23 protein-coding genes are annotated in these 26,446 nt (G+C 70.8%); 11 read left to right on the top strand and 12 right to left on the bottom strand.

Annotation, left to right across the window (positions count from 1 at the left end; genetic code table 11):
* The gene (locus ACZBH1_RS08785) at positions 1-1,572 is read right to left on the bottom strand and encodes an alpha/beta hydrolase-fold protein (RefSeq protein WP_463646163.1); all 1,572 of its coding nucleotides are present in this window, start codon (positions 1,570-1,572) and stop codon (positions 1-3) included.
* A gap of 260 nt (positions 1,573-1,832) precedes the next feature.
* Between ACZBH1_RS08785 and ACZBH1_RS08790 the strand changes: the two genes are divergently transcribed.
* The 5 genes from ACZBH1_RS08790 to rocD all read left to right on the top strand — a co-directional run bounded on the left by ACZBH1_RS08790 (position 1,833) and on the right by rocD (position 5,836).
* Positions 1,833-2,267, top strand: coding sequence for a hypothetical protein (locus ACZBH1_RS08790; protein ID WP_463646164.1), 435 nt, complete (start codon positions 1,833-1,835; stop codon positions 2,265-2,267).
* Complete coding sequence (locus ACZBH1_RS08795; protein ID WP_109209029.1) at positions 2,267-2,482, top strand: helix-turn-helix transcriptional regulator; 216 nt, start codon at positions 2,267-2,269, stop codon at positions 2,480-2,482. The genes ACZBH1_RS08790 and ACZBH1_RS08795 overlap by 1 nt, the downstream gene beginning before the upstream one ends.
* 1 nt (position 2,483) lies before the next feature.
* The gene (locus ACZBH1_RS08800; RefSeq protein ID WP_463646165.1) at positions 2,484-3,512 is read left to right on the top strand and encodes an NAD(P)-dependent alcohol dehydrogenase; all 1,029 of its coding nucleotides are present in this window, start codon (positions 2,484-2,486) and stop codon (positions 3,510-3,512) included.
* 180 nt (positions 3,513-3,692) lie between these two features.
* The gene (gene ddaH / locus ACZBH1_RS08805; protein WP_452323510.1) at positions 3,693-4,586 is read left to right on the top strand and encodes a dimethylargininase; all 894 of its coding nucleotides are present in this window, start codon (positions 3,693-3,695) and stop codon (positions 4,584-4,586) included.
* Between the two features lie 23 nt (positions 4,587-4,609).
* The gene (gene rocD, locus ACZBH1_RS08810) at positions 4,610-5,836 is read left to right on the top strand and encodes an ornithine--oxo-acid transaminase (RefSeq protein ID WP_336394456.1); all 1,227 of its coding nucleotides are present in this window, start codon (positions 4,610-4,612) and stop codon (positions 5,834-5,836) included.
* A 27-nt stretch (positions 5,837-5,863) separates the two neighbouring features.
* Here the strand turns inward: rocD and ACZBH1_RS08815 are convergent, their stop codons facing one another.
* Positions 5,864-7,507: a molybdopterin-dependent oxidoreductase gene (locus tag ACZBH1_RS08815; protein ID WP_463646166.1), complete on the bottom strand. Its 1,644-nt coding sequence runs from the start codon at positions 7,505-7,507 to the stop codon at positions 5,864-5,866.
* Positions 7,508-7,592: 85 nt separating this feature from the next.
* Here ACZBH1_RS08815 and ACZBH1_RS08820 point away from each other — a divergent pair, with 85 nt between their 5' ends.
* The 3 genes from ACZBH1_RS08820 to ACZBH1_RS08830 are packed head-to-tail and all read left to right on the top strand — an operon-like array spanning position 7,593 to position 11,090.
* Positions 7,593-9,263: a circularly permuted type 2 ATP-grasp protein gene (locus ACZBH1_RS08820; protein ID WP_336394458.1), complete on the top strand. Its 1,671-nt coding sequence runs from the start codon at positions 7,593-7,595 to the stop codon at positions 9,261-9,263.
* A complete protein-coding gene (locus ACZBH1_RS08825; RefSeq protein ID WP_336394459.1) occupies positions 9,257-10,189 on the top strand; it encodes an alpha-E domain-containing protein in 933 nt (310 codons plus the stop codon). The genes ACZBH1_RS08820 and ACZBH1_RS08825 overlap by 7 nt, the downstream gene beginning before the upstream one ends.
* Positions 10,190-10,244: 55 nt before the next feature.
* Positions 10,245-11,090, top strand: a complete 846-nt coding sequence (locus ACZBH1_RS08830) for a transglutaminase family protein (protein WP_336394460.1) — start codon at positions 10,245-10,247, stop codon at positions 11,088-11,090.
* 33 nt (positions 11,091-11,123) lie between these two features.
* On the opposite strand, the gene ACZBH1_RS08835 is transcribed toward ACZBH1_RS08830, so the two are convergent.
* A complete protein-coding gene (locus tag ACZBH1_RS08835) occupies positions 11,124-11,306 on the bottom strand; it encodes a hypothetical protein (protein ID WP_336394461.1) in 183 nt (60 codons plus the stop codon).
* Between the two features lie 149 nt (positions 11,307-11,455).
* On the opposite strand from ACZBH1_RS08835, the gene ACZBH1_RS08840 reads away from it, so the two are divergent.
* Both ACZBH1_RS08840 and ACZBH1_RS08845 read left to right on the top strand, forming a co-directional pair.
* Positions 11,456-13,714 (top strand): beta-glucosidase family protein, encoded by a 2,259-nt coding sequence (locus ACZBH1_RS08840; protein ID WP_378882952.1) that lies wholly within the window; start codon positions 11,456-11,458, stop codon positions 13,712-13,714.
* A 74-nt stretch (positions 13,715-13,788) separates the two neighbouring features.
* A complete protein-coding gene (locus ACZBH1_RS08845) occupies positions 13,789-14,796 on the top strand; it encodes a LacI family DNA-binding transcriptional regulator (RefSeq protein ID WP_378882948.1) in 1,008 nt (335 codons plus the stop codon).
* Positions 14,797-14,823: 27 nt separating this feature from the next.
* Here the strand turns inward: ACZBH1_RS08845 and ACZBH1_RS08850 are convergent, their stop codons facing one another.
* From ACZBH1_RS08850 to ACZBH1_RS08875, 6 genes are all read right to left on the bottom strand, one after another.
* Complete coding sequence (locus ACZBH1_RS08850) at positions 14,824-15,813, bottom strand: serine hydrolase domain-containing protein (protein WP_463646167.1); 990 nt, start codon at positions 15,811-15,813, stop codon at positions 14,824-14,826.
* The gene (locus ACZBH1_RS08855; RefSeq protein WP_463646672.1) at positions 15,810-17,174 is read right to left on the bottom strand and encodes a rhamnulokinase; all 1,365 of its coding nucleotides are present in this window, start codon (positions 17,172-17,174) and stop codon (positions 15,810-15,812) included. Before ACZBH1_RS08855 ends, ACZBH1_RS08850 begins: the two co-directional genes overlap by 4 nt.
* A 184-nt stretch (positions 17,175-17,358) precedes the next feature.
* Positions 17,359-19,395 (bottom strand): bifunctional aldolase/short-chain dehydrogenase, encoded by a 2,037-nt coding sequence (locus ACZBH1_RS08860; RefSeq protein WP_463646168.1) that lies wholly within the window; start codon positions 19,393-19,395, stop codon positions 17,359-17,361.
* Positions 19,396-19,440: 45 nt separating this feature from the next.
* Complete coding sequence (locus ACZBH1_RS08865; protein ID WP_463646169.1) at positions 19,441-20,346, bottom strand: alpha/beta hydrolase fold domain-containing protein; 906 nt, start codon at positions 20,344-20,346, stop codon at positions 19,441-19,443.
* Positions 20,347-20,447: 101 nt separating this feature from the next.
* The gene (gene rhaI / locus ACZBH1_RS08870) at positions 20,448-21,617 is read right to left on the bottom strand and encodes an L-rhamnose isomerase (RefSeq protein WP_452323503.1); all 1,170 of its coding nucleotides are present in this window, start codon (positions 21,615-21,617) and stop codon (positions 20,448-20,450) included.
* Entirely contained in the window at positions 21,614-22,027 is a 414-nt protein-coding gene (locus ACZBH1_RS08875; protein ID WP_336394468.1) for an L-rhamnose mutarotase, read from the bottom strand. Before ACZBH1_RS08875 ends, rhaI begins: the two co-directional genes overlap by 4 nt.
* A gap of 182 nt (positions 22,028-22,209) precedes the next feature.
* On the opposite strand from ACZBH1_RS08875, the gene ACZBH1_RS08880 reads away from it, so the two are divergent.
* Complete coding sequence (locus ACZBH1_RS08880; protein WP_463646170.1) at positions 22,210-22,992, top strand: nucleotidyltransferase domain-containing protein; 783 nt, start codon at positions 22,210-22,212, stop codon at positions 22,990-22,992.
* A 12-nt stretch (positions 22,993-23,004) separates the two neighbouring features.
* On the opposite strand, the gene ACZBH1_RS08885 is transcribed toward ACZBH1_RS08880, so the two are convergent.
* From ACZBH1_RS08885 to ACZBH1_RS08895, 3 genes are all read right to left on the bottom strand, one after another.
* Positions 23,005-23,919 (bottom strand): carbohydrate ABC transporter permease, encoded by a 915-nt coding sequence (locus ACZBH1_RS08885; protein ID WP_336394470.1) that lies wholly within the window; start codon positions 23,917-23,919, stop codon positions 23,005-23,007.
* On the bottom strand, positions 23,916-24,833 hold the full coding sequence (locus tag ACZBH1_RS08890) for a carbohydrate ABC transporter permease (protein ID WP_336394471.1): 918 nt from the start codon (positions 24,831-24,833) through the stop codon (positions 23,916-23,918). The genes ACZBH1_RS08885 and ACZBH1_RS08890 overlap by 4 nt, the downstream gene beginning before the upstream one ends.
* 83 nt (positions 24,834-24,916) lie before the next feature.
* Positions 24,917-26,227, bottom strand: coding sequence for an ABC transporter substrate-binding protein (locus ACZBH1_RS08895; protein ID WP_336394472.1), 1,311 nt, complete (start codon positions 26,225-26,227; stop codon positions 24,917-24,919).
* Positions 26,228-26,446: the final 219 nt, after the last annotated feature.

Consider the following 26,446-nt stretch of genomic DNA (forward strand, 5'->3'; position numbering starts at 1 on the left):
TCACTGCACCCAGTACCCCAGGTTGAACGTGACCTTCTCGGCGAGGGTTGTCAGGGCACTGGCCTGCTCGGCGGTCAGCTTGCCCGCGGTCTGGAACTCGGCGACCTGGGCGAGGAAACCGTTCAGGACCTCGAGGGCCCCGACCGAGTCGCCCGCGGTGACGAGCTTCAGCGCCTGGTCGAGCTTCACCGTGAGTGCGTTCGTGTTGCCCTTGTTCAGGCCCGCATCCGCCACGTCCGCCTTCAGGGTGTCGACCTCGTCCTGGAGGAACGCCTCCGGGTGCCACACGTAGTCCCGCGCGAAGATCGTGAACAGCTGGTTCCACGCGTTGAAGTCGTGCGCCCCGGCGACCACCGTGTTCTCGATGAACCCGACGTCGTCGAGGGCCGCGACCGTGTTCGCGTTGGGAAGACCGAAGTCCCACGCGCCACCGCCATAGTGGATGTACGGAGCTGCGAGGTTCGGCGTCGACGCGGGGACGCTCACGCCGCCGCTCCACGGGCCGTAGTACCCGAACTGGTCGGCGTCGTCTCTGATCAGGTTCTGCGTGACGAAGCTGCCGGCGGACAGACCCGCGAACGCCCGGTCGATCGGCTCGGTCGAGACGTTGTAGTTCGCCTCGACGAAGGGGATCACGACATTGCGCAGGTTGGGATACGCGTCGCCCTGAACGGCCTGGTTTCCGACGGGTCCGAGATAGTTCGTGTTCGTCGTGATGACGACGGCCGGCTCGGTGGTGCCGTCCTGGATCAGGTTGTCCATGATCACCGGGACGTCGCCCATGTTCATCCAGTCCGACTGGTCCTGACCGCCGCCGTGCTGCATGTAGATCGTCTTGTACGGCTCTGCACGGTTCGGGTCGTAGTCCGGCGGGAGGTACACGCCCAGCGTGCGGCCGGTCTGGTTGGGGATGTCGATCGGGACGTAGCTCCACGTGCCCTTGGCCGAGTCCTCGCGCGGGAGTTCGATCTGCCGGGCTGCGAGCGGAGCGAAGTCCTGCTTCGCTTCGTCGTAGGGCACGAAGACCTTGTTGAAGGCGCGCCGCTGCGGGAACGAAATCCCATCCGGCGCGAAGATGGGCGAGTTCGCCGGGTCGGCGAGCCAGGCGCTCGTGTTGCCGTCCACGTAGAACCAGTACTGGTTCGCGCCGGCCGCGAGCGGCACCTCGGTGACCCAGTAGCCGTCGCCCGCATCGGTCATCTCGACGTCGTAGCCACCGCCGCCCCGCATGAGACCGGGCTCGTACTGGTGCGGCTGGTAGACCGTGATGTCGGTCCGGTCGGCCCAGTTGCGCAGCAGGATGTCGGCGACGAAGCGCACGCTGGTCGCATCGGGGTCGTAGTACACGAAGCGCCCGGTGTACCCGGTCGGCGACTCCGGATCCGCGTACACGGTGGGCCCGGGCGTCAGCTCCCCGTCCGCGGCCTGCGCCGCCATCGGCACGGTGCTCAGGACCAGGGCTGCAGTAAGGCCCAGGGCCGCGAACGGACGGACGAGCCGGGCATTCCGGCCGCGACCCCCACCGCCCTGCGAACCTTCGACGGCGCGGTCGCGCCGGGTGAAAACGCTCATCACTGTTCCTCCTTGAATAGCTGCCGAGCGACCGGAGGCGGCTCCGACACGGTCAGGCTAGCGACGGTTTACTACGTTGTAAAGAACTTTTCTACGACGTTGTAAATCGCTGTGCGTCAGGAGGTGCCCGCGGTCGATATCGCCCGCAGGGTCTGCCGCCGTCGGCGGGGTCTCGATGCATGTAAAAAATTATTGACACGCCGGCATCGCGGGCGTAGCTTCGCAGTGTCAAGAAATCTTTACATGCAGGGAGCGCCGTCATGGTGTACGAAGAGCGCAACATCTGGGTGAGCCTGATCGTCAGCATCGTCGGAGTCGGCGTCTACGTCGTGCTGGTGCTGCAGCAGGCGGCAGGCGGGTCCGTCGCCGAGGTGGACTGGGTGCCGCTCATGCTGTGGACGATCGGCGGCAGCATCGCCGTCGCGATCCTGGTGAGCATCGTGTGGGGCATTCTCGCCGGCATGCGCGATCCCGACGGCGTCGGCAAGAGCGACCAGCGCGACCGCGACATCGCGCACATGTCGACGCGGGTCGGCCAGGCATTCCTCGTCATCGCCGGGCTGGGCGTCATCGTGCTGTGCGCGTTCGAGGCCGACTGGTTCTGGATCGCCAATGCGATGTTCTTCGGCTTCGCGCTGTCGTCGATCTTCGGCGGTGTGGCCAGCGTCGTCGCGTACCGGCGGGGGCTCGTCTGATGGTCAAGCCCACCAAGGTCACCAACTCGATCCGCGCGGTGCGCGAGGCGGCCGGCATGACGCAGGCCGACCTCGCCCGCCGAGTGGGCGTGACGCGGCAGACCCTCATCGCGATCGAGCAGGGGCGGTACTCGCCGACGCTCGAACTCGCCTTCCAGCTGGCCCGCGCATTCGGCGTCGGGCTGGACGACCTCTTCGACTATCCGGAGGCATGACATGTCCGACCAGACGCTCCCCTCGCCGCAGGCGCTGCGCACCGATTCGATGCCCGCGTGGCGGCAGCACCGCTACGGAGAGCCCGACGACGTCGTGCTCGAAACGACGGATGTCCCCGCGCCCGGTCGCGGCGAGGTGCTGCTGCGTCTGCGCGCGACCGGCCTCAACAACGGCGACATCCGCGTCATGCGCGGCGAGCCCCGACTCCTGCGCCTCGCGTTCGGGATGCGGCGGCCGCGGCAGGCGGTTCGCGGGATGGATGCCGCCGCCACCGTCGTCGCGCTGGGCGAGGGTGTCTCCGGTCTCGCCGTCGGCGACGAGGTGATCGGGGAGCTTCCGGCCGGGGGAGGCCTCGCGCGGTACGCGGTGTGCCCGGTGTCCCGCCTCGTCCCGCGGCCCGCCGCTCTGGACGCGGTCGACGCCGCAGCCCTCCCGGTCGCGGGCGGCACCGCCTGGCAGGCGCTGGAACGCGGGGGCGTGGCATCCGGCCACCGCGTGCTCGTGATCGGCGCCTCCGGCGGCGTCGGCACGTTCGCGGTACAGCTCGCCGTCGCGCGCGGCGCGCAGGTGTGGGCGCTGTGCGGCGAGCGGAGCCGGGCGCTGGTCGAGGAGCTGGGGGCGGCACGCACGTTCGACTACCGCGCCGTGCAGCCCGGTGCCCTCGAGCTCGCTGCGGAGCCGTTCGACGTCGTGATCGACATCGCCGGCACCGCGCCGCTGCGGTCGCTGCAGGGGCTCCTGCGCGACGGCGGCGCGGTCGTCCTGGTCTCGGGCGAGGGCGGGCGGGTGATGGGTCCGATCGGGCGTATCGCCGCAGCATCCGTCCTCTCGATCGGTTCGAAGCGTCCGCTGCGTCCGCTCGCCGCCGTCGCCAAGCCCGACGTCCTCGCGGAGCTCGTCGCGCTCACGACCGCCGGCCGGCTGCGTCCGCGCATCGAGCGGAGGTTCGCCTTCGCCCAGGCGCGCGAGGCGCTCGCGCACGTGGCTGCCGGCCACGCGGTGGGCAAGGTCGTCGTGCTCGCGGAGTGACGGGGTGCAGGGCGACGCTGCGCGTGCGCATTCCCAGGCGGCACCCGGCGTCCGTGAGACAATGGACGCGGCGTGCCCGGTTGCTTTCCCCTTCACGGCTGCGGTTCCTGAGCGAGCGCAGCCGGTCGAAGGGCCGCCGGGCCTCTGGACAGCGTCCGCCGCCCCTCGTACAGGAGCATGATGTCCACGCAGAACACCGCGCCCGCAGCCACCGCCCCGACGACCGGGTCCTCCGCCACCGGAGGCCGCGTCCAGCAGCACCGCCGCTACCTGATGTGCCGCCCCGAGCACTTCACGGTGAGCTACCGGATCAACCCCTGGATGGAGCCGGCCAACCCCACCGACACAGAGCTGGCGGTGCGCCAGTGGCAGGCGCTCTACGACACGTATCTCGAGCTCGGCCACGAGGTGCACCTCATCGACCCGATCGACGGCCTGCCCGACATGGTCTACACGGCCAACGGCGGCTTCGTCATCGACGGCGTCGCCTACGGCGCGAAGTTCCGTTTCCAGGAGCGCGTGCCCGAGGGCCCGGCCTTCATGGACTGGTTCCGCGCGAACGGGTTCGAGGTCGTCGAGCCGGTGCAGGTCAACGAGGGCGAAGGCGACTTCCTGCTCGTCGGCCAGACCATCCTCGCCGGCACCGGCTTCCGCTCCACCGGCGACAGCCACCGCGAGCTCGAAGACGTGTTCGGCAAGGAGGTCGTGAGCCTCAATCTCGTCGACCCGCGGTTCTACCACCTCGACACCGCCATCTCGGTGCTCGACCCCGTCGAGGGGCCGGGCGGCGTCGACCGCGCCAACATCGCCTACCTGCCGGGCGCCTTCGACGAGCGCAGCCAGGCGATCCTCGCCGAGCGCTACCCCGACGCCATCCGCGTGGCCGACGCCGACGGCGCGGTCTTCGGACTCAACTCGGCCAGTGACGGCCGCAACGTCATCATCTCGCCGCGTGCGAAGGGCTTCGAGGTCCAGTTGCGCGAGCGCGGCTACAACCCGGTGCTCGTCGACCTGTCGGAGCTCCTGCTCGGCGGTGGCGGCATCAAGTGCTGCACGCTCGAGCTTCGGCGCTGACGGTCCGAGAAGAGGACACACCCATGACCGCCACCTCGCCCTCGGTCGACACCGCCACGATCAAGATCATCGCCGGTGAACAGGACCACCTCGCCCACAACTACAACCCGCTCCCCGTCGTCATCGCGCGCGGCGAGGGCGCTTGGGTCACCGACGTCGAGGGCAAGCGCTACCTCGACCTGCTCTCGGCCTACTCCGCCCTGAACTTCGGTCACGGGCATCCCGCGATCGTCGCCGCCGCGCAGGAGCAGCTGAACCGGCTGACGCTGACCAGCCGCGCCTACCACAACGACCGGCTCGGACCGTTCGCGACCGCGCTGGCCGAGCTGTGCGGCAAGGACCTCGTGCTTCCCATGAACACCGGCGCGGAGGCCGTCGAGACCGGCATCAAAGTCGCACGCGCGTGGGGATACCGGGTCAAGGGCATCACGGCCGACAGGGCGCAGATCGTCGTCGCGCACGGCAACTTCCACGGCCGCACCACCACGATCGTCGGCTTCAGCGACGACCCCGGCGCACGCGGCGACTTCGGGCCGTTCGCGCCGGGATTCGTGCCGGTGCCCTACGGCGATGCCGCGGCGATCGAGGCCGCCATCACCCCCGAGACCGCCGCCGTGCTCATCGAGCCGATCCAGGGCGAGGCGGGTGTGGTGCTTCCGCCCGAGGGGTATCTGCGGGCGGTCCGCGAGCTGTGCACGGAGCACGGCGTGCTGTTCATCGCCGACGAGATCCAGTCCGGCCTCGCGCGTGTGGGCGAGACGTTCGCGTGCGACCGCGAGGGTGTGGTGCCCGACGTCTACCTGCTCGGCAAGGCGCTGGGCGGCGGCATCCTTCCGCTGTCGGCGGTCGTGGCGGACCGTGACGTGCTCGGGGTCATCCGTCCGGGCGAGCACGGCTCGACGTTCGGCGGCAATCCGCTCGCCGCCGCCGTCGGCCTGCGCGTGGTCGAGATGCTCCAGACCGGCGAGTTCCAGCGGCGGGCGAAGCTCCTCGGCGAGCACCTCGACGTGAAGCTCCGCGAGCTCATCGGCCACGGCGTCACGGGTGTGCGGGTGGTGGGCCTCTGGGCGGGGGTCGACATCGACCCCGAGGTCGGCACCGGACGCGAGATCGCCGAGAAGCTGATCGCGCGCGGCGTGCTGGTCAAGGACACCCACGGGCAGACCATCCGCGTCGCGCCGCCGCTGGTCGTGCGCGCGACCGAGCTCGACTGGGCGATCGAGCAGCTGCGCGTGGTCCTCGCCGGCTGACCCGCGACCCCGTCGCGCGGGCAGCGCTCAGAACACCTCGACGAACCGCTCGTGCCACCCCGTCGCGCCGTCCGGCGCGGGCGGTGCGCGGTCGGGCGTCTGCTGCTGCCCGTCCCTGCCGGTGGCACGGCACCGCAGCAGGTGGTCGCCGGCGGTCGCGGTCCAGGGCAGGCTCCATTGCACCCAGGTGTCGTCCGAGATCGCTGTCGCGAGGGTCGCCTCCTGCCACGGGCCGTCGTCGATCTGCACCTCGACTCCCGCGACGCCTACGCCCTGGTGCCACGCCACACCGGCGATGACGACGTCGCCGGCCTTCAGCCCCTGCGCCTTGCGCGGCACGTCGATGCGCGACTGCAGCTTGATCGGCCCGCGCTCGGACCAGCCTCGGTCCGTCCAGTACGCGCGGGCGCGGTCGAACCGCGTCACCTCGAGGTCGGTCACCCACTTCGTCGCCGACACGTAGCCGTACAGGCCCGGCACGACCATGCGCACCGGGAAGCCGTGCTCGAGGGGGAGCGGCTCGCCGTTCATGCCGACGGCGAGGATCGCGTTGCGGTCGTCGGTGAGCGCCTCCAGCGGCGTGGACGCCGTGAAGCCGTCGATCGACCGTGACAGCACCATGTCGGCGTCCGCGGCGGGGCGCGCCCGCGCCAGCAGCTCCCGGATCGGATGGCCGAGCCAGCGGGCGTTGCCGATGAGCGTCCCTCCCACCTCGTTCGACACGCACGTGAGGGTCGTCCACGACTCCTCGAGCGGCAGGGCGAGAAGCTCGTCCCACGTGAGCTCCAGCTCCTCGGCGACCATGCCGTGCACGCGCAGCCGCCAGTCGGCCGGGTTCACCTCGGGCACGACGAGCGCGGTGTCGATGCGGTAGAACCGGTCGTTCGGGGTGACGACGCTCGCGAGCCCGGGGAGGTCGAGCTCGGCGCCCTGCGGGACGGCGGATGCCGCCACCGCCGGCGTCGGAAGCCGCAGCGCCGTCCGCGCCGCGGCCACGCCGGCCGCCGCTGTGCTCCGCAGGCTGCCGACGACCACCGCGAGAACGCCCGCTCCCGCCGCGGCGCCCGCCCACGCGAAGAAGGCGCGGCGGCTGGGTGGCTGGGTGCCCTCGGCGGTGGCACCCGCGCCCGGCTCACCTGCGTCGGATGCACGCGGATCGGGTGGATCGGCGCCCAGCTGCGGCGAACGGGCAGTAGATGGATCGGCGGATGCCGCGGCGGCGGGTCGGAGCAGCCGGAGCAGGAGCCACAGCGCGACCGCGCCCGAGGCGCCCGCGACGACCGAGGGGAGCCAGGCCAGTGGCCCGGCGCCCGGACGCGTGGCCGCGACGACGGCGCCGGCGACGCCGAACACGGCGATCAGCACGACGCCCCACGGCGGGCGCCTGGCCTGCAGCCATCCGGCGAGGGCGGCCACGACGAGCATGACCAGGGCGATGCCGCCCACGAGCGCGATCTTGTCGGCGGTGCCGAACCAGGCGATGGCGGTGTCCTTGGCCCACGGCGGCGCGACGTCGATGAGGGCCGAGCCGACGGCGGCGACCGGGCTGGAGGCCGGGGCCACCACGCCGGCGGCGAGTTCGCCGAGGCCCGCGCCGAGCGCGACGGCGGCCACGCCCGCCACCCATGCGAGGGGGGCGGGGATGCCGCCGTCCCGGGCGCGTCCCGCCATGCAGCAAGGGTACGTCCGCGCGGGGGACGCCGGGCGGACGGGGCGGAAACACGAGCGCAACGAACGCCGCATTAGGCTCGTCAGCATGGGTGATCTGTTCGACGGCTACGGCTCCACGCTGGCGCCGCGCAAGACGCCCTCGGGGGTCCCCGCGTTCGACGAGATGTTCGGGAGCCCGGCCCACCCCGGCGCGCCGGCCGAGTCGCGCGAGGCCTACCGGGAGCTGTACCAGGCGCTCGCGCAGATGACGCAGGAGGAGCTGCGCGGCCGCACCGATTCGCTGGCGAGCTCGTATCTCGCGCAGGGTGTGACGTTCGACTTCGCGGGGGAGGAGCGGCCGTTCCCGCTGGACGCCGTCCCGCGGGTCATCACGTACGACGAGTGGTCGCGCATCGAGGCCGGCGTCAAACAGCGCGTGCGCGCCCTGGAGGCGTTCCTCGACGACGCCTACGGGCACCAGCACTGCGTGCGCGACGAGGTGCTGCCGGCCGGTCTCATCGCGTCGTCGCAGTACTTCTACCGCCAGGCGGCCGGCATCCACTCCGCCAACGGCGTGCGCATCCAGGTGTCGGGCATCGACCTCATCCGCGACGAGCACGGCGAGATGCGCGTGCTCGAAGACAACGTGCGCGTGCCGTCGGGCGTGAGCTACGTCATCTCCAACCGCCGCGTCATGGCCCAGACGCTGCCGGAGCTCTTCGTCTCGATGCGGGTGCGTCCGGTCGGCGACTACCCCAACAAGCTGCTCGCCGCACTGCGCGCCTCGGCGCCGGCGGGCATCGAGGACCCGAACGTCGTGGTGCTGACCCCCGGGGTCTACAACTCCGCGTACTTCGAGCACACGCTGCTCGCGCGTCTGATGGGCGTCGAGCTCGTCGAGGGGCGCGACCTGCTGTGCATCGGCGGCAAGGTGTTCATGCGCACCACGCGCGGACCCAAGCGCGTGGACGTCATCTACCGCCGCGTCGACGACGACTTCCTCGATCCGCTGCAGTTCCGCGCCGACTCGATGCTGGGCGCGCCGGGCCTCATGCTCGCCGCGCGCCTGGGGAACGTCACCATCGCCAACGCCGTCGGCAACGGCGTCGCCGACGACAAGCTGCTGTACACGTACGTGCCCGACCTCATCCGCTACTACCTCGCCGAGGAGCCCATCCTCAAGAACGTCGACACGTGGCGCCTGGAAGACCCGAACGCGCTCGAGGAGGTGCTCGACCGGCTCGACGAGCTCGTGGTGAAGCCCGTGGACGGCTCGGGCGGCAAGGGCCTGGTGGTGGGGCCGGATGCCTCGCCGGCAGAGCTCGAGCGGCTCCGGCAGCGCCTGCTCGCCGACCCCCGAGGCTGGATCGCGCAGCCCGTCGTCATGCTCTCCACCATCCCGACGCTCGTCGAGGACGGCATGCGCCCGCGCCACGCGGACCTCCGGCCGTTCGCGGTCAACGACGGCGAGGACGTGTGGGTGCTGCCGGGCGGGCTCACCCGCGTGGCGCTCCCGGAAGGGCAGCTCGTGGTGAACTCCAGCCAGGGCGGCGGCTCGAAGGACACTTGGATCGTCGGAGGCTCCGCGCCCACGGGTGGCGAATACGGCCCGGGCAAGGTGCCTGAGCTGGTCGCCGACCAGGCCACCGTGACCGCGGCCATCCCGATCATCTACGACCCGCAGACCGAGCCCGCGCACTCGCCGCGCGATCCCGTGCGCGGCAACCGCGAGCAGCAGGAGCAGCAGCAGCAGACAGGGGGTGATGGCGGATGCTGAGCCGCATCGCAGAGTCGCTGTTCTGGATCGGGCGGTACATCGAGAGGTCCGACGGCACCGCGCGCATCCTCGACGTGCACCTGCAGCTCCTCCTCGAGGACCCGTGGATCGACGAGGACATCGCGTGCCGGTCGCTGCTGAGCGTCATGGGCTCGCTCCCGCCCGAGGGCGTCGACCTGGTGCGCCGCGAGGACGTGCTGGCGCGTCTCGCCGTCGACCGCATGAACCCGTCGAGCATCGCCTACGCGCTCACCGCCTCCCGCGAGAACGCCCGACGGGCGCGTGAGATCGTCTCGACGGAGCTGTGGGAGACGCTGAACACCACGAACGCACGGATGCCGCGGCGCCTGCAGAACGACCGCGTGCACGAGTTCTTCCAGTGGGTCCGGGAGCGCGCGGCGCTCGCTATCGGCATCGTGGACTCGTCCACCAGCCGCGACGAGGCCTGGCAGTTCTTCACCCTCGGCCGCAGCATCGAGCGCACCGACATGACGGCGCGGCTGCTGGCGACGCGGTCGCTGACCGAGGCATCCGGCCCGTCGTGGACCACGATCCTGCGCTCGTGCGGCGCGTACGAGGCGTACCTGCGCACGTATCGCGGCATGCCGAGCGCGCGCAACGCTGCCGAGTTCCTGCTGCTGGACCGCCTCTTCCCGCGCTCGATCATCTACTCGATCCAGCGGGCCGAGGAGTGCATGAGCGCCATCGATCCGCGCGCGGACCGCGTCGGGCATTCCAACACCGTCCTGCGGGCGCTCGGTCAGATCCGCAACGACCTCGAGTACCGCCCGATCTCCGAGATCCTCGGCGAGCTGCCCGCCCACATGGACCGCGTGCAGAAGGTCACGCGCGAGGCATCCGAGGCCATCCGCGGCCGGTTCTTCCCGACGCAGGCCGAGCCCAGCTGGATCGGAGAGATCTCATGATGGTTCGACAGGCTCACCAACCGGGGGTACACGCCCGCACGCGGGGGTGTCAGTCATGAAGCGACTGCGCATCGAGCACCAGACGGGCTTCAGCTACCACGGAGACGTGAGCGCGTCCTACAACGAGGCGCGCATGCTGCCCGGCTCCACCGACAGCCAGTTCGTGCTGAACTCGTCGCTCGACATCGAGCCGTCGACCTCCGTCAACCAGTACGTCGACTACTTCGGCACGCGGGTGGCAGCGTTCGACGTGCTGTCGCCCCACGCGTCGCTCACCATCACGGCGCGCTCGCTGGTCGAGGTGCGTCCGCGACCGCTCGAGCACATCGACGTGACGTGGGACGGCCTCGCCCGCGAGTCGGGCCGTTCCATCGGGACGGTCGAGCAGCTGTCGCAGACGGGGCGCACGCGTCCGCACGCAGAGGTCGCCGATCTCGCGCGGTCGATCGCCGCCCAGCACGACCACCCGGGGCGGGCTGCGCACGCGATCGCGGTCGCCATCGGCGACGCCGTGGAGTACATGCACGGGATCACCGGGGTGCACTCCACGGCGAGCGAGGCGTGGGAGGCGCGCAAGGGCGTCTGCCAGGACATCGCGCACGTCACGCTCGGCGCGCTGCGCGAGGTCGGCATCCCGGCCCGCTACGTGTCGGGCTACCTGCACCCGCGTCCGTCGGCCGAGGTCGGCGTCGCCGTGACCGGCGAGTCGCACGCCTGGGTCGAGTGGTTCGCCGGCGAGTGGCAGGGCTTCGATCCCACGAACAACATCGAGATCGGCGACCGCCACGTGCTCGTCGGGCGCGGCCGGGACTACGGCGACGTGCCGCCGCTGCGCGGGGTGTACGCCGGCCCGTTCAAGTCGAGCCTGCACGTGAAGGTGACGATCACCCGCGAGGTGTGACGCCGCGCCCGCCGGACGTGAGTCCGACGCGGGTCAGACGGGCCGGTTGTCGGGGTCGAGGGTCTCGAGCATGTCCTCTTCGACCGCGTTGTCGGCCTCGAGCTGCTCCTCGGTCGTCGTGTCTCCACCGGTCGGGTTGCCGCCCCCGACTGTTCCGCCGGCGTCCGGGTTCGCCGCCTGGCCGGGCTGATCTTCGTCGCTTCGCCGTTCGTCCATGCCTCCCACGCTAACCCGCAGCAGTGAGGTTCGGCGTGCCACGACCGGACGGCGATCCTTGACGTCCTTTCCGCGACGTGCCACCGTAGAGCGGTCTACAGTATGTAGAGCGGTCTACGGATCGCTCCTTCGATGGAGAGGGATCGACGATGACGTTGTTCGAGAACCACCGATGGGGGCGCGCCCGACGCGTCCGCCGACGGACCGCAGCGCTGCTCGTGAGCGCGAGCCTCGTGGCGACCGGCGCCGTGGTCGCGGCCGCTGCGCCCGCTGCCGCCGTGGACTGCAGCACGGTGCCGTGGATGGATGCCTCGCGCTCTGCGGATGAGCGCGCGCAGGCGCTGCTGGATGCCAGCTCTCAGCACCAGAAGTACCGCTGGCTCGTCGAGCAGCCCGCGAACGACCCGGCGCGCACCACCTGGAACCCCGGCTTCTCGGGCGAGGCTCCGGTCGTCTATCCGGCACAGGTGCCCTGCACGCCCGTCGTGATCTACGCGAACGGCCCGGACGGCGTCTACCTCTCGGCGGGGACGACCGCGTGGCCTGGTCCGATCGCGGTGGCCGCCACGTGGAACCTCGAGCTCGGCGAGCAGAAGGCCGTCGCGCACGGCAGCGAGTCGTTCGACAAGCGCAGCGCGGTGATCCTCGGACCGGGCATCGCGTCAGGACGCACGCCCCTGTCGGGCCGCGGCTCCGAGTACTTCGGCGAGGACCCGGTGCTGTCAGGTCTCATGGCGGCGGCGAACGTGCGCGGACTCGAGGACGGCAACCCCGACAAGCCGGTGATCGCCAACCTCAAGCACTACGTCGCCAACGAGCAGGAGGAGGCGCGGCAGTCGAGCTCGTCGAACATGGACGAGCGCACGTTCAAGCAGATCTACGATCTGCCGTACGAGATCGCCGTCCGCAAGAGCGACCCCGGCAGCCTCATGTGCTCGTACAACCAGGTCAACGGCGTGTACGCGTGCGAGAACGAGATCCTCACCACGAGCCTGCGGCAGGACTACCCGTTCGAGGGCTACGTGATGAGCGACTTCGGCTCGGTGCACTCGACGGCTCCGTCGCTGAACGCCGGGCTCGACCAGGAGCTCAACCGGCCGCGCTGGTTCACGCCCGCGCGCCTGGACGCCGCGCTGGCGGCGGGCGAGATCACGCAGGAGCGGATCGACGAGGCGGCCTTCCGCGTGGTGCGGTCGTACATCGCCGGAGGCCTCTTCGACCACCCGGTGCCCGCCGCCCCCGTGGCTGACGTCTCGACGCCCGCGCACAAGGCGCTCGCGCGCGAGATCGCGGAGCAGAGCACCGTGCTCCTCAAGAACGACGGCGCGCTGCCGCTCGCTGAGGGGGACCTCACCGTCGCGGTGATCGGACAGACCGCCTCCAGCATCCCGACCGACGGCGTCAGCGCCAAGACCGGCTGTGCGTGGGACTTCCCGTTCGGTCCCGGCGGGCCGGTGCTCAACTGCAACGCCCTCGTCGACCCGCTCACCGCGCTCACCGATCGGGTCGGGCAGGCGGGCGGACAGGTCGTATACGACGACGGTGCGGACGCGGCCACGGCGGCGGCCGTGGCATCCGCCGCCGACGTCGCGATCGTCTTCGGGCACTACACGATGGGCGAGAGCCAGGACCTGCCCGACCTGCGGCTGGACGGCAACGGCGACGAGCTGATCGCGGCGGTCGCGGCATCCGCTCCTCGCACCGTCGCGGTGCTCAACGCGGGGTCCGCGGTCGAGATGCCGTGGATCGACGACGTCGACGCCGTGTTCCACGCGTGGCACTCGGGCGAGCAGTTCGGCCCGGCGCTGGCGGCGCTCGTGTACGGCGACGTCAATCCGTCCGGGAAGCTCCCGATGACGTTCCCGGCCTCGCTCGCCGACACGCCGACGGCCGGCTCGGTCGCCCAGTATCCGGGCGTGCCGGACGCCGAGGGCATCCTGCAGGTCGACTACAGCGAGGGCCTGAAGGTGGGCTACCGCTGGTACGAGGCGGAGGGCATCGAGCCGCTGTTCGCCTTCGGCCACGGCCTGAGCTACACCGAGTTCTCGTACGACCACGTCACGGTGACGCCGAAGTCGACCACCGGCGACAAGGAGATCCGCGTGCGGTTCCGGCTCACCAACACCGGCGACGTCGCCGGCACCGAGGTCGCCCAGGTGTACCTGGAGCTTCCGGATGCCGCGGGCGAGCCGTCCAAGCGACTGATCGGGTGGGAGCGCGTGACGCTCGAGCCCGGTGAGCACCGCAACGTGCAGGTGACGCTCTCGGCCGAGGACCTCGCGGACATGCACCTGCTCGAGTACTGGGATTCGGACGCGTCGGCGTGGGTCACCACGCCCGGCACGCACACCGTGACGGTCGGCGGCTCGATCGACGCCGAGGCGGCGGCCTCGTTCTCGATCCGGTAGCTGACGGCACCGGGTGGGGCGGTGGCACCGGCCACCGTCCCATCCGGCGTGTGCGCCACCACTAGCCTCAAGTCATGACAGTCGATCGGCCCCGTGCGGCGACCATCGAGGACGTCGCCGCCGCAGCGGGCGTGTCACGCGCCGCCGTGTCGAAGGTGCTGCGCAACGCCTACGGCGTCAGCGACGCGATGCGCGAGCGGGTGACGGTCGCGATGACCGAGCTCAACTACCGTCCGCGGATCGCGGCGCGCGCGATGCGGGGCCGGACCTACACTCTCGGCATCGAGCTGCCGGACCTGGCGAACCACTTCTTCTCGCGCATCGTCCGCGGTGCCACGCGCGCGCTCGAGGGCACCCCGTATCAGCTCATCATCGCCCCCGCCGAAGCCGGATCCCGTGAAGGGCTGCGCGCGCTCGAGGCGCTCGTCGACCGCCAGGTGGACGGCCTCATCGCCGTCTCGCCCCGCGTCGACGAGGCGGGGCTGGAACGCATCTCGGCGTCGGTGCCGATCGTGATGTTCGGGCGGCACGACACGTCCGACCGCTACGACGTGGTCGCCGGCGACGACGCGGCGGGAACCCGTGCCGCGATGCAGCACCTCCTCGGCCTCGGGCACACGCACATCGCGCACCTCACGCTGCCGGAGTCCGACCACGCCGAGCCGTTCCCGCACGGTGTGCGCCTGCGCGAGTACCTGACGGCCATGGCGGACGCCGGTCACCGCGAGCGCGCGGTCGTCTGGCGGACTGACGAGGGGGAGGGCCCGGCCTACGACGTGGTGCGGCGGATCCTCGCCGACGGCACCCCGGTGACGGCGGTGTTCGCCGCGCACGACGAACTCGCGTTCGGGGCGATGCGCGCGGCCGCCGAGGTCGGCCGGCCGCTCTCCGTCGTCGGCTACGACGACGTGCCGATGGCCTCGCACCCCGCCCTCGGGCTCACCACCGTGCACCAGCCGGGCGAGGCCATGGGGGCGCGGGCGGTGCAGATGCTCCTCGAGCGCTTCGCCGGCCGCACCGAGCCGGTGCACGAGGGGTTCGAGGTCGAGCTGCGCGTGCGCACCTCCACATCGGCGCCCTGAGCGGGGGTGGTCCGGGCAGGCCGCGGCTCAGACCCCGGCGATCACCGCGTTGTCGAGCTCGTCGAGGTCGACGCCCGGGCGCTCGGCCTGGTTCGTCAGCAGCACGAACGCGACGCCCGCCGACGGATGCACCCAGAACTCGGTGCCCGCCCAGCCGCCGTGGCCGAAGACGTCGCGGTCGATGAGGCCGGGGGCGCGGGTGCGCAGGTTCCAGGTGAAGCCCCAGTCCTGGCCGCGCTCGGCGGGATACGGCTCCAGCCGGGGGATGCCGCCGGTGAGCGGACGCAGCATCATGTCGAGCGTCGCCGGCTGCACGATGCCGCCCGTCTCGCCCCGGCGGATGCGCAGGAGGGCCGAGCCGAGCGCCAGCAGGTCCTCGGCCGTCCCGATGAAGCCGGCGCCGGGGTTGCGGTGACGTGCGAACCCGCGCATGTCGAGCCCCAGCCGCGACGCGTCGACCACGGTGTGCGGGTCGGCGGCCGGGTCGAGGGTGAGTCCGTGGGCGCCGATGGTCGCGGCCCACGCCGTGACGTCGGCATCCCACTCCCATCCTGCGGTGCGGCGGACGAGCTCGGCGATGCCGTCGAACGCGACGGTGGAGTAGCGCGAGGCGGTGCCCGCGGCGAAGTCGCGGCCCGGGGCGAGGAGGGCGGCACGCAAGCCCTCGGCGGGGTCGAGGCCGGGCTCGCGGATCCCCGAGGTGTGGCTCACGAGGTGACGCAGGCGCACGACGTCGTCCCGCCCCGCGCCGAACCCGGGAAGGGCGGCGGCCAGCGGCGTCTCGGTGGTGAGGAAGCCGCGCTCGACGGCGCGGGCTGCCGTGAGCCCGGTGAGCACCTTGGTGATCGAGAAGAGCCAGTACGGGTCGCCGGTGCGCGCCGTGCGGCCGTTCGTCGCCCCGAACGCATCGAGCGCGACGACCCCGTCGGCGGTGGCGACACCCAGCACGGCGGACGGCAGGCGGCCTGCCTCGACATGCCGTCGCGCCCAGTCGAACGCGGCGCCGTAGCCGGTCATCGGCGCGGCTCGTAGCGTTCGGGCGAGACGGATGCCGCGACCACCTGCCGCAGGTCCTCCAGCGTCGCGCCGGGACCGAACCACCCGTGGGCGCGGGCCTGCACCAGCACATTGCCGAGCGCCGTGGCCTCGACGGGACCGGCGAGCACCGGCAGTCCCGACCGATCCGCGGTCGCCTGGCAGAGCAGCCGGTTGAGCGCACCGCCGCCGACGATGTGGATCACGTCGATGTCGCGCCCGGTGAGCCGCGCCGCGGTGGCGACCGCGTCGGCGAACGCCTGGGCGATGCTCTCGACGATCGATCGGGCGAACGCCTCGCGCGTCTCGGGCACCGCAGCGCCCGTCTCGGCGATGACCGCGGCGATCCGGGCCGGCATGTCGCCCGGAGCCGACAGGCGGGGGTCGTTCGCGTCGAACAGCGGGATGTCGCCCGTCACGTCCGCCGCGTCAGCCAGGAGAGCCGGAAGGTCGATCGCGGCGCCGTCCTCGGCCTCCCACGTGCGTACGGCCTCGCTGAGCAGCCACAGCCCGGTGACGTTGTGGAGGAAGCGCACGCGCCCGTCCACGCCGCCCTCGTTGGTGAAGTTCGCCTCGCGTGCGGCGTCGCTCACGACCGGCTCGTCGAGCTCCACGCCGACCAGGCCCCACGTGCCGCACGAGATGTAGGCCGCGTCGGGCGTGCTGAGCGGCACGGCGACCACCGCAGAGGCGGTGTCGTGCGAGCCGACCGCGATGACCTCGAGGGGTGCGCCGACGCGCTGGCGCGCCTCACCGTGGAGGGTGCCCAGCACCGCGCCGGGGTCGACGAGAGGGGGCAGGACGGATGCCGGGATCCCCAGGCGTCCGGCGAGCTCGACGTCCCACCCGCCGGTGCGGACGTCGACCAGCCCCGTGGTCGAGGCGTTCGTACGCTCGGCCACGCGGGTCCCGGTGAGGAGGAACGCGACGAGGTCCGGGATGAGCAGCGAGGCCTCGGCGTCGGCCAGCGCGGGCTCGACGGCGTACTGGTACAGCGTGTTGAAGGGGAGGAACTGCAGGCCGTTGCGGCGGTAGAGCTCGTCGAACGGCGCCTCGCGGTGGACGAGCTCGACCCCGCGGGCGGTGCGCTCGTCGCGGTAGTGGAACGGCTCGCCGAGCAGCTCCCCGCCGTGCACGAGCCCGTAGTCGACCGCCCACGAGTCGATGCCGATGCTGGCGATGCCCGGCTCGCGCCGGAACGCCTCGGCGAGCCCGTCGAGGATGTGGCGGTATAGCGCCGTGAAGTCCCAGTGCAGCCCGCCGTCGGGGCCGGGCACGGGACCGTTCGGGAAGCGGGCGACCTGCTCGAGGCGCAGCATCCCGTCCTCCACGTGCCCGAGCATGACGCGACCGCTCGTCGCGCCGAGGTCGACGGCCGCGACCACCCCGCCGGTCACCGCGGGCTCCGGCTCGCAGGAACGCCGTCGGCCGTCGAGATCGCCCGTCCTCGGCGAGCGACCACGTCCTCGGCGCCGACAGCGTGGTCGGTCGACGAGATCGCGGCATCTCGGCGCGCCCTCGCGGCGGTCATCGGAGGAACGCGGCGGCCACGCCGGAGTCGACCGGGATGTGCAGACCTGTGGTGCGCGAGAGCTCGGGACCGGTCAGCACGTAGACGGCGTCGGCGACGTTCTCGGGCACGACCTCGCGCTTGAGGATCGTGCGGTTGGCGTAGAACTGGCCGAGGTCCTCTTCCTTCACGCCGTAGGTCGCGGCGCGGTTGGCGCCCCAGCCGGAGGCGAAGATGCCCGAGCCGCGCACGACGCCGTCGGGGTTGATGCCGTTCACGCGCACGCCGTGCTCGCCGAGCTCGACCGCGAGCAGGCGCACCTGGTGGGCCTGGTCGGCCTTGGTCGCGGAGTACGCGATGTTGTTGGGGCCCGCGAAGACGGAGTTCTTCGACGAGATGTAGATCACGTCGCCGCCGAGCTTCTGCTCGATGAGGATCTTCGCCGCCGCCTTCGACACCAGGAACGAGCCCTTGGCCATCACGTCGTGCTGCAGGTCCCAGTCCTTCTCGGTGGTCTCCAGCAGCGGCTTCGACAGCGACAGCCCGGCGTTGTTGACGACGAGGTCGACGCCGCCGAACGCGAGCACGGCGGTATCGAAGGCGGCCTGGATCGCATCGGCGTCGGCGACGTTCGCGGCCACGCCGATGGCGACATCCGCGTTGCCGAGCTCGGCCGCGGCGGCCTGCGCCTTCCCGAGGTCGAGGTCGGCGATCACGACGCACGCGCCCTCGGCGGCGAGGCGGGTCGCGATGGCCTTGCCGATGCCGGATGCCGCGCCCGTGACGAGCGCGATGCGGCCCTGGTGCGTCTTGGGCTTGGGCATCCGCTGCAGCTTCGCCTCTTCGAGCGCCCAGTACTCGATGCGGAACTTCTCGGCGTCCGAGATCGGGGAGTACGTCGACAGCGCCTCGGCGCCGCGCATGACGTTGATGGCGTTGACGTAGAACTCGCCGGCGACGCGGGCGGTCTGCTTGTTGGCGCCGTACGAGAACATGCCGACGCCGGGCACCAGGACGATGAGCGGGTCGGCGCCGCGGATCGCGGGGGACTCGGCGGTGGCGTGTGCGTCGTAGTACGCCTGGTAGTCGGCGCGGTAGGCCTCGTGCAGCTCCTGCAGGCGCGCGATGGAGTCCTCCACGCTCGCGTCGGCCGGCAGGTCGAGGATGAGCGGCTTGACCTTGGTGCGCAGGAAGTGGTCGGGGCAGCTGGTGCCGAGCGCCGCCAGCTCGGGCGCGCGCTCGGAGGCGAGGAAGTCCAGCACGACGTCGGAGTCGGTGAAGTGGCCCACCATCGGCTTGTCGGTCGACGCCAGGCCGCGGATGGTCGGCGCCAGCGCGGCGGCCTTGGCGCGGCGCTCGGTCTCGGGGAGTGCCTCGAAGCCCGCGCGAACGCCGCCGAAGGGGTCGGCCTTGCCGTTGCTCGCGATGTAGGCCGCGGCGGTCTCGATGATCCACAGCGAGTTCTGCTCGGCCTCGTCGGACGTGTCGCCCCACGCGGTGATGCCGTGGCCGCCGAGGATCGTGCCGATCGCCTGCGGGTTCTTCGCCTTGATGTCGGCGATGTCCAGGCCCAGCTGGAAGCCCGGGCGACGCCACGGCACCCACACGACCTTCTCGCCGAAGATCTCGGCGGTGAGCTGCTCGCCGTCGGCCGCGGTCGCGATCGCGATGCCGGAGTCGGGGTGCAGGTGGTCCACGTGCGCGGCGTCGACGAGGCCGTGCATGGCGGTGTCGATCGACGGCGCGGCGCCGCCCTTGCCGTGCAGGCAGTAGTCGAACGCGGCGACCATCTCGTCCTCGCGGTCGACACCGGGGTAGACGTCGACCAGTGCGCGCATGCGGTCCAGACGCAGCACCGCCAGGCCCGACTCCTTCAGCGTGCCGAGGTCGCCGCCGGAGCCCTTGACCCACAGCAGCTCGACGGGCTCGCCGGTGACCGGATCGGTCTCGGTGCCCTTGGCCGACGTGTTGCCGCCGGCGTAGTTGGTGTTCTTCGGGTCGGCGCCGAGGCGATTGGACCGGGTGATGAGGTCGGTGACGGCCTGGTTGGTCATGATGCGGTTCCTTCTGCGCGTGCGGTTCGGGGGTTCGTTCGTCGGCTATGCCCGGCTCGGGGCTGATTCGGCGTGCGCCTGCGACGGCTGAACGGAGGGGGTGGAGGCGGGGGCGCCTGCCGGGAGGGCGGCGAGGCGGGCGGCGAAGCGGTCGATCGTGACGGAAGCCGCCGGCTCATGCGGCCGGTTGAGGTGGCCGTGCTCGGTGCCGAGCTCGGTGACGACCTCGACGGGGCGTCCGGCGGCGCGCAGTGACGCGGCGAACGCCTCACCCGACACGCGGAGCTCGTCGACGTCGCCGTTGACCATCAGCGTCGGCGGGAACTGCGCCAGGTCGACGGGTCGGGCGAGGCCGGGGATCGCGCCCAGCGGCGCGCGGTCGACCGGGCCGCCGAGGTAGTTCTCGTACATGCCGAGGACGGCGTCGGGGCCGAACCGGTCGGCGTCCGGACGGGCATCGAGCGCCGCGCGCAGAGCCGCATCCGGCGCGGGCTGCACGGCCAGCAGCGTCGGGTACGCCAGCAGCACCAGGGCGGGCATCGCCTGCGCCCGCCGCTCGATGAGGCGCAGCGTCGCCCCCGCCGCGAGGTTGCCGCCGGCGCTCGTGCCGCCGATCGCGATGCGGTCGCGTGCGATGCGCAGCCGGTCGGCGGTCTGGACGACCCACGACCAGGCCGCGAGCATGTCGTCGGAGCCCGCGGGGTAGTGGTGCCCCGGGCGCGCGGGCTCAGTGGGCCGCCACCCCTCGGGCACCGGAGCCAGTCGGTAGTCCACCGACACCACGGTGGTGCCGCGCGCGGCGAGACTGCGCGCGACCCAGTCGGACTCGGGCATGTCGAGGTCGCCGAAGGCGAATCCGCCGCCGTGCGCCCACACCAGGCCGGAGCCGTTCGGCTCGCGCGCCGGGTATACGCGCACGAGTCCATCGGCGGCGGAGTAGGGCTCGCTCATCTGCATCCTTCGGGATCTGCTCCCGGCGTCGGCGCCGGGATCGGGTGGTGCACCGGGGGCGCGGGGATCGGCATCCCACGCCCCCGGTGGGTCTGGTGCGGTCAGGCTCCCCAGCCGGCCTGCGTGCCGCCGACGCGGTCCGCGGCGATCTGCTGCTGGTAGCCGGATGCCGCGTACGCGGCCATCGGGTCGGCGGCGAGCCCGCGCGACTCGCGCCACTGGGCGAGCGCCGGCCGCACGTCGGTGTAGAACGCGTCCATGAACACGGCGTTGGCCGCGAGGACGTCGTTCGCCTGCTGCGCCGCGGCGAGGGCGTCGCGGTCGACGAGGAGGGCGCGCGCCGTCATCTCCTGGACGTTGAGCACCGAGCGGATCTGGCCGGGGATCTTGTCCTCGACGTTGTGGCACTGGTCGAGCATGAAGGCCACGTCGGGGTTGTTCAGGCCGCCGCCGCGCACCACCTCGAAGATGATGCGGAACAGCTGGAACGGGTCGGCGGCGCCCACGATGAGGTCGTCGTCGGCGTAGAAGCGCGAGTTGAAGTCGAACGAGCCCAGCTTGCCGAGGCGCAGCAGCTGCATCACGATGAACTCGATGTTCGTCCCGGGCGCGTGGTGGCCGGTGTCGAGGCAGACCATCGCCTTGTCGCCGAGGCTTGCGACCTGTGCGTACGAGGTGCCCCAGTCCGGAACGTCGGTGTGATAGAACGCCGGCTCGAAGAACTTGTACTCGAGCACCAGGCGCTGCTCGTCCGACAGGCGGTCGTAGATCTGCTGCAGCGAGTCCTGCAGGCGGTCCTGGCGGGCGCGCATGTCACCCTGGCCCGGGTAGTTCGAGCCTTCGGCGAGCCAGATCTTGAGGTCCCGCGACCCCGTCTCGTTCATGATGTCGATGCACTCGAGGTGGTGGTCGATCGCCTTCCGGCGGATGCGGTCGTCGTGGTGCGTGAGCGCCCCGAACTTGTAGTCCTCGTCCTGGAAGGTGTTCGAGTTGATCGTGCCGAGGCTCACGCCGAGGTCCTCGGCGTGGCGGCGCAGGTCGGCGTAGTCGTCGACCTTGTCCCACGGGATGTGCAGGGCGACGCTCGGCGCGAGCTTGGTGTAGGCGTTGACCTGGGCGGCGTCGGCGATCTTCTCGTACGGGTCGCGGGGCGTCCCGGGCGTCGTGAACACGCGGAACCGCGTGCCGGAGTTGCCGAACGCCCAGCTGGGCAGCTCGATGGCCTGGCCTTCGAGCGCGGACAGGATGTCAGGTGACAGCGTCGTCGTCATGATGCGGTGCCTTCTTCGTGGGCGGGGTCCGTCTGGAGCCTCTCGCTCGCCGCACCCCGGGCGGCGGTGAGCTGGTCGTGCAGGTTGAAAACCTCGGTGAGGGGCGTCGCCGACTGGTCGGGGCGTCCGTCGAGGCCCGTGAAGAAGCGGCCCATCTCGGCCTCCCACCGCGCGGCCACCTCGGACTGCGCCAGGTAGGCCTGGGCGGCCTCGTCGTCATCGGTCTCGTAGTAGCCGATGAGCCGGCCGCCCTCGCCGAGGAACAGTGAGTAGTTGCGCCGGCCGGCCGCCGCGATCTCCTCGAGCATCTCGGGCCACACCGGCGTGTGCCGGGCGATGTACTCGTCCAGCAGCTCCGGTCGCACCTGCAGCTGGAAGCAGACGCGCTTCGTCGCGGTCGGGCTCGTCATGAGTGTGGGGCTCCTCTGCGGTCGGCCGATCCCCCCGATGGGATCGCCCGCGGTATGAATCGTTTCAACGATAAACGTCCGAAACGTTTTCCGCAACTGGGAAAGCGCTTCCCGTCGCATGCTACGCGAGGACGCCGGATGTGTCGATAGCGTGGGGAGGGATTCGATGCGAAGGAGCACGAGTGGAGCAGCAGGAGCGGGCGCTCGCCGCCTACGTGGATTCGGTACGCGACGAGCCCGGCGTGCTCGGCGTGGTGCTCGTCGGCTCGGTGGCCCGGGGCCGGGAGCGCGAGGACTCCGACGTCGACGTGTACCTGGTGGTGGACGACGAGCGCTTCGCCGCCGAGACCGCGCGCGGCCGGTACGCCTGGGTCGAGCGACGGGATCTGGACTATCCGGGCTCGTACATCGACATCAAGCTCGTCAGCCCGACGTACCTCCAGACGGCGATCGAGCGGGCCGACGACCCCACGCGCGCGTCCTTCGTGGGTGCGCGCGTGGCGTGGAGCGAGCTGGACGGGCTGGCCGACACGGTCGCCCGCATCCCGGTGCTCCCCGACGACGTCTGGGAGGAGCGCATCCGCTCCCACGTGGCGCAGGCGCGCCTCTACGGCGGCTACTTCCTGCGCCAGGCGGTCGAGCGTGGCGACGGATTCCTCCGCCGCCACGCCGGACTGCATCTCGCCCTGGCTGCGGCGCGGGCGGCGCTCGCGGCGAACCACGTGATGCTGCCCGGACCGAAGTACGTCTCGAAGCTGATGCTGACCGTCGACACGCCCGACGGCTTCGTCGAGGCGTGGAGCCGTGTCGTGGACGATCCCGACACGGACTCCGGCCGCGAGCTGCTCCGCATCCTCGATGAGTGGCTGGCGGGCGACCTCACCCCCGACGAGACGCTGTCGACCTTCATCCGCGACAACGAACTCGCCTGGCTCCGCGGGACCGTGCCCGCGGAGTTCTGGTGACACCACGCCGCATCACCCCTTGACCGCTCCGCTGGTCAAGCCTGCGACGATCTGCCGGTTGAAGAAGATGTACATGATCAGCGGCGGGATGGTGATGAGCAGGATGTCCATGAACAGCAGGTTCCACTGGCTGAGGTTCTGGCTCTGGAAGTTGTAGAGCGTCAGCTGGACCGTCGCGTTCGCGTCGCCGGGCAGGAAGTACAGCGGTCCGGTGAAGTCGTTGAACACGCGCACCGCCTGCACCACGATGATCGTCACCATGACCGGCTTCAGCAGCGGCATCACGACCGAGAAGAACAGCCGCATGGGTCCTGCGCCGTCGATGATCGCCGCCTCGTCCAGCTCGCGCGGGATCGTCGCGACGAAGGCGCGGAACAGCAGGATGCAGAACGACAGGCCGAAGGCCGCCTCGATGAGGATCATTCCGGGCATGGTCTTGAACAGGCCGATCCCCTGCAGCACCCAGATGGTGGGCACCACGGCGGGCGGGACGATGAGGCCCGCGAACACGAAGAAGTAGACGATGCCGTTCCACCGCGACTTGCGGCGCTGCAGCACGTACCCGACGGCGGCCGAGAAGATCACCATGATCGCCACGCTCACGACCGTCAGCACCGTGCTGTTCCAGAACGCGCGCAGGATGATGTAGTCCCGCGTCTGCAGCACCGTGAGGAAGTTCTCCCACAGGTACCAGCCCTCCTGCGGCAGCGTGAACTCGAAGAGCGACGCCTCCTGGGGGTTCTTCGCCGCGGTCAGGAAGATGAACGCGAACGGCACGATGAAGACGATGATCGACAGGATGATCGCGATGACGCCGACGACGTACTTGCGGAGGAACTTGCGCAGCGTCAGCGGGCGGCGGTCCTCGCGCGGCAGTCGTCGCGCAGAGCGCGAGTCCGCGGTCGTGATGGTGCGCGTGACGGTCATGATTCCACCTGCCGACGGTTGATGGCCCAGAAGATCGGCACGACGATGGCCGTGACGATGACGAAGAGCACCACGTTGCCCGCCGTCGACAGGCCGTAGAAGCCCGCCTGGTACTGCTTGTAGATGACCGACGCGATGACGTCGCTCGAGAACCCGGGACCGCCCCTGGTCATCGCCCAGATGAGCTCGAACGAGCGGAGCCCGCCGATGAGGGACAGCAGCACGACGGTGCCGGTCGCCGGGGTGACGAGGGGGAGTGTGATGTTGCGGAACACCTTCCAGGCGCCGGCGCCGTCCACGCGGGCGGCCTCGAAGTACTCCTGCGGGATCGCGACGATGCCCGCGATGTAGATGAGGGTGGCGATGCCGACGCCCTGCCAGACATCCACCAGCGCGACGGAGTAGAGGGCGAGGGACGGGTCGGTGAGCCAGGCGGGACCCTGGATGCCGAAGATCGCGAGGGTCTCGTTGATGAGCCCGTCGAACGGGTCCATGAGCACCTTGAACGTGATGCCGACGCCGATCGTCGAGACCAGCACGGGGAAGAAGATCGTCGCCCGGAGGTAGCCGCGCCCGAGGATCGAGCCGGTCAGCAGCAGGGCCAGTGCGAGCCCGAGGACCACCTTGAGCCCGGACGTGATGAAGCCGTAGATGAACGTGTTGATGAGGCTCTGGTAGAGCATCGGCTCCGTGAAGAACGTCACGAAGTTGTCGAACCCGATGAACTCGACGTCGAACAGCGACCAGCGGGTGAGGCTGAAGTAGAAGGACGCGAACGTCGGGACGGCGAACAGGACGATGAAGAGGATCCCGGCCGGCACGTAGAACCAGAGCGGGTACATGCTCCCGATCGTCCGCCGTCTGCGTGGCGGGGGAGCGGCGGTCTGCGGTGGGGCGGGTGCGAGCGTCGTCATGTCATCTCCATTGATGTGGGGAGGGGGCCGCGCCGCGGACGACGCGACCCCCGAATCGGATGCTGTTCAGATCCGCTGCCGGCTCACCAGCCTTCGAGGCCGAGCTGCTGCGCCTGCTTGACGACATCCTCGTCGTACAGGGCGGCGCCGTCCTCGGCCGTGCTGATGCCCGAGCCCACCTGGACCGTGATGTTCTCGAGGTTCGGTCCCTTGATGGGCGACAGGAACTCCAGCGCCGGGTTGGTGTTGCCCTCGTCGAAGTAGACCTGCATGTCCTTCAGCAGCCCGGGCACGTCGCCGGGAAGCTCGCAGGCGTTCGCGTACGGCCCGCTGGGCACCATCGCGGTGTTCTGCACCTCGCAGCCGGCCTCGGTCTGGGTGAACGCGACGAACTTCTTCGCCGCCTCGAGCTTGTCGCCCTCGGTCGTCTTCGGGATGTAGATCGCGTTCGGCAGCCACACCGTGAGCTTGGTGTCGGCCGCGTCCTGGGCGGGCAGCGGGAAGACGCCGACGTCCTCGAGCTCGTCGGGGTTGTTCTGCGAGATCGTCGAGACGATGCCGGTGAGGATCGGGTAGTGCGCGCCCTCGCCGGTGGCGACCATGCGGGCGCCGTCGTCGAACAATGCCGACCCGAAGTCCTCGTTCCACCATCCGGCGTCGAAGCCGGCCTGCTGGTTCGCGAAGCCCTGGATGCCCGGCTCGTCGACGTACTTGCGGTTGCCCGCGGTGTACTCCTCGGCCCAGTCGGGGTCCTGCGCGAGGACGTTGCCGAAGTCGCCGAGCACGAAGAGCTGGCTCGTCCAGGTGTCGCCGTAGGTCTGGATGACGGGGGCGATGCCGGCCGCCTTGATCGCCTCGTTGTTCGCGGCGAACTCGTCCCACGTCGTGGGCACCTCGAGGCCGAGGTCGGCGTAGATCGCCTTGTTGTAGACCACGGCGCCGGCTTGGGTGGCGCCCCACGGCGCGCCGTAGACGCCGTTGTCGGTGGAGACCACGGCGGTCATCGTGTCGATGAGGTCGCCGGTCCAGTCCTGGTCGTCGAGCGGCACGAGGTTCTGGTCGGGGTTGAGCGCCTGGAACAGCGAGCCCGAGTTGTAGTGGAAGACGTCCTCCATCTCGCCGGTGGCGAGCTTCGTCTTCATCAGGTTGTCGCCCTCGGTGCCCGCCGGCTGCGTCTCGAGGCGCACCGAGATGTCGGGGTTCTCCTCCTCGAACGCCTCGATGAGCGCCTCGGCCGCGGCGACGTTCGCCTCGGCGTTCTGCGTCAGGTACGTGATCTCGACCGTGCCGTCCTCGGATCCGCCGCCACCGGCGCTGCACGCCGCCAACGGAACGGCCAGTGCCACGATGCCCGCGCCTGCGACGAGCACTCTCCTGGTCGGGGAGCTCTTCATCTTTACCTCCTTGTAAAGCCGAGCGGATGATCCGCCCACGCTGCCGGATTCCCTGGTGCTTCGTCGGATGGAGTCCCATGCCATCCGACATTGAAACCATTCAACTCTCGTAAGCTACGGCCCATCCGCGCCGGGGTCAACAGCGGGTTTGAAACGTTCAGTCACGATCGTGTAACGGTCTACACTTTGGTTGACATCCAACCCTGAATCGTTTCACGA

The sequence above is a fragment of the Microbacterium sp. ZXT2-5 genome (genome assembly GCF_055329545.1).

Excerpts from the sequence above, each read along its gene's own strand:
- ACZBH1_RS08885 (WP_336394470.1), bottom strand. The coding sequence starts at position 23,919 with ATGACCGTCACGCGCACCATCACGACCGCGGACTCGCGCTCTGCGCGA.
- ACZBH1_RS08795 (WP_109209029.1), top strand. The coding sequence starts at position 2,267 with ATGGTCAAGCCCACCAAGGTCACCAACTCGATCCGCGCGGTGCGCGAG.
- ACZBH1_RS08860 (WP_463646168.1), bottom strand. The coding sequence starts at position 19,395 with ATGACCAACCAGGCCGTCACCGACCTCATCACCCGGTCCAATCGCCTC.
- ACZBH1_RS08850 (WP_463646167.1), bottom strand. The coding sequence starts at position 15,813 with ATGACCGGCTACGGCGCCGCGTTCGACTGGGCGCGACGGCATGTCGAG.
- ACZBH1_RS08820 (WP_336394458.1), top strand. The coding sequence starts at position 7,593 with ATGGGTGATCTGTTCGACGGCTACGGCTCCACGCTGGCGCCGCGCAAG.
- ACZBH1_RS08830 (WP_336394460.1), top strand. The coding sequence starts at position 10,245 with ATGAAGCGACTGCGCATCGAGCACCAGACGGGCTTCAGCTACCACGGA.
- ACZBH1_RS08895 (WP_336394472.1), bottom strand. The coding sequence starts at position 26,227 with ATGAAGAGCTCCCCGACCAGGAGAGTGCTCGTCGCAGGCGCGGGCATC.
- ACZBH1_RS08890 (WP_336394471.1), bottom strand. The coding sequence starts at position 24,833 with ATGACGACGCTCGCACCCGCCCCACCGCAGACCGCCGCTCCCCCGCCA.
- ACZBH1_RS08835 (WP_336394461.1), bottom strand. The coding sequence starts at position 11,306 with ATGGACGAACGGCGAAGCGACGAAGATCAGCCCGGCCAGGCGGCGAAC.
- ACZBH1_RS08840 (WP_378882952.1), top strand. The coding sequence starts at position 11,456 with ATGACGTTGTTCGAGAACCACCGATGGGGGCGCGCCCGACGCGTCCGC.
- ACZBH1_RS08855 (WP_463646672.1), bottom strand. The coding sequence starts at position 17,174 with ATGCTCGGGCACGTGGAGGACGGGATGCTGCGCCTCGAGCAGGTCGCC.
- rocD (WP_336394456.1), top strand. The coding sequence starts at position 4,610 with ATGACCGCCACCTCGCCCTCGGTCGACACCGCCACGATCAAGATCATC.
- ddaH (WP_452323510.1), top strand. The coding sequence starts at position 3,693 with ATGTCCACGCAGAACACCGCGCCCGCAGCCACCGCCCCGACGACCGGG.
- ACZBH1_RS08845 (WP_378882948.1), top strand. The coding sequence starts at position 13,789 with ATGACAGTCGATCGGCCCCGTGCGGCGACCATCGAGGACGTCGCCGCC.
- ACZBH1_RS08865 (WP_463646169.1), bottom strand. The coding sequence starts at position 20,346 with ATGAGCGAGCCCTACTCCGCCGCCGATGGACTCGTGCGCGTATACCCG.
- ACZBH1_RS08875 (WP_336394468.1), bottom strand. The coding sequence starts at position 22,027 with ATGACGAGCCCGACCGCGACGAAGCGCGTCTGCTTCCAGCTGCAGGTG.
- ACZBH1_RS08785 (WP_463646163.1), bottom strand. The coding sequence starts at position 1,572 with ATGAGCGTTTTCACCCGGCGCGACCGCGCCGTCGAAGGTTCGCAGGGC.
- ACZBH1_RS08815 (WP_463646166.1), bottom strand. The coding sequence starts at position 7,507 with ATGGCGGGACGCGCCCGGGACGGCGGCATCCCCGCCCCCCTCGCATGG.
- ACZBH1_RS08825 (WP_336394459.1), top strand. The coding sequence starts at position 9,257 with ATGCTGAGCCGCATCGCAGAGTCGCTGTTCTGGATCGGGCGGTACATC.
- rhaI (WP_452323503.1), bottom strand. The coding sequence starts at position 21,617 with ATGACGACGACGCTGTCACCTGACATCCTGTCCGCGCTCGAAGGCCAG.
- ACZBH1_RS08800 (WP_463646165.1), top strand. The coding sequence starts at position 2,484 with ATGTCCGACCAGACGCTCCCCTCGCCGCAGGCGCTGCGCACCGATTCG.
- ACZBH1_RS08790 (WP_463646164.1), top strand. The coding sequence starts at position 1,833 with ATGGTGTACGAAGAGCGCAACATCTGGGTGAGCCTGATCGTCAGCATC.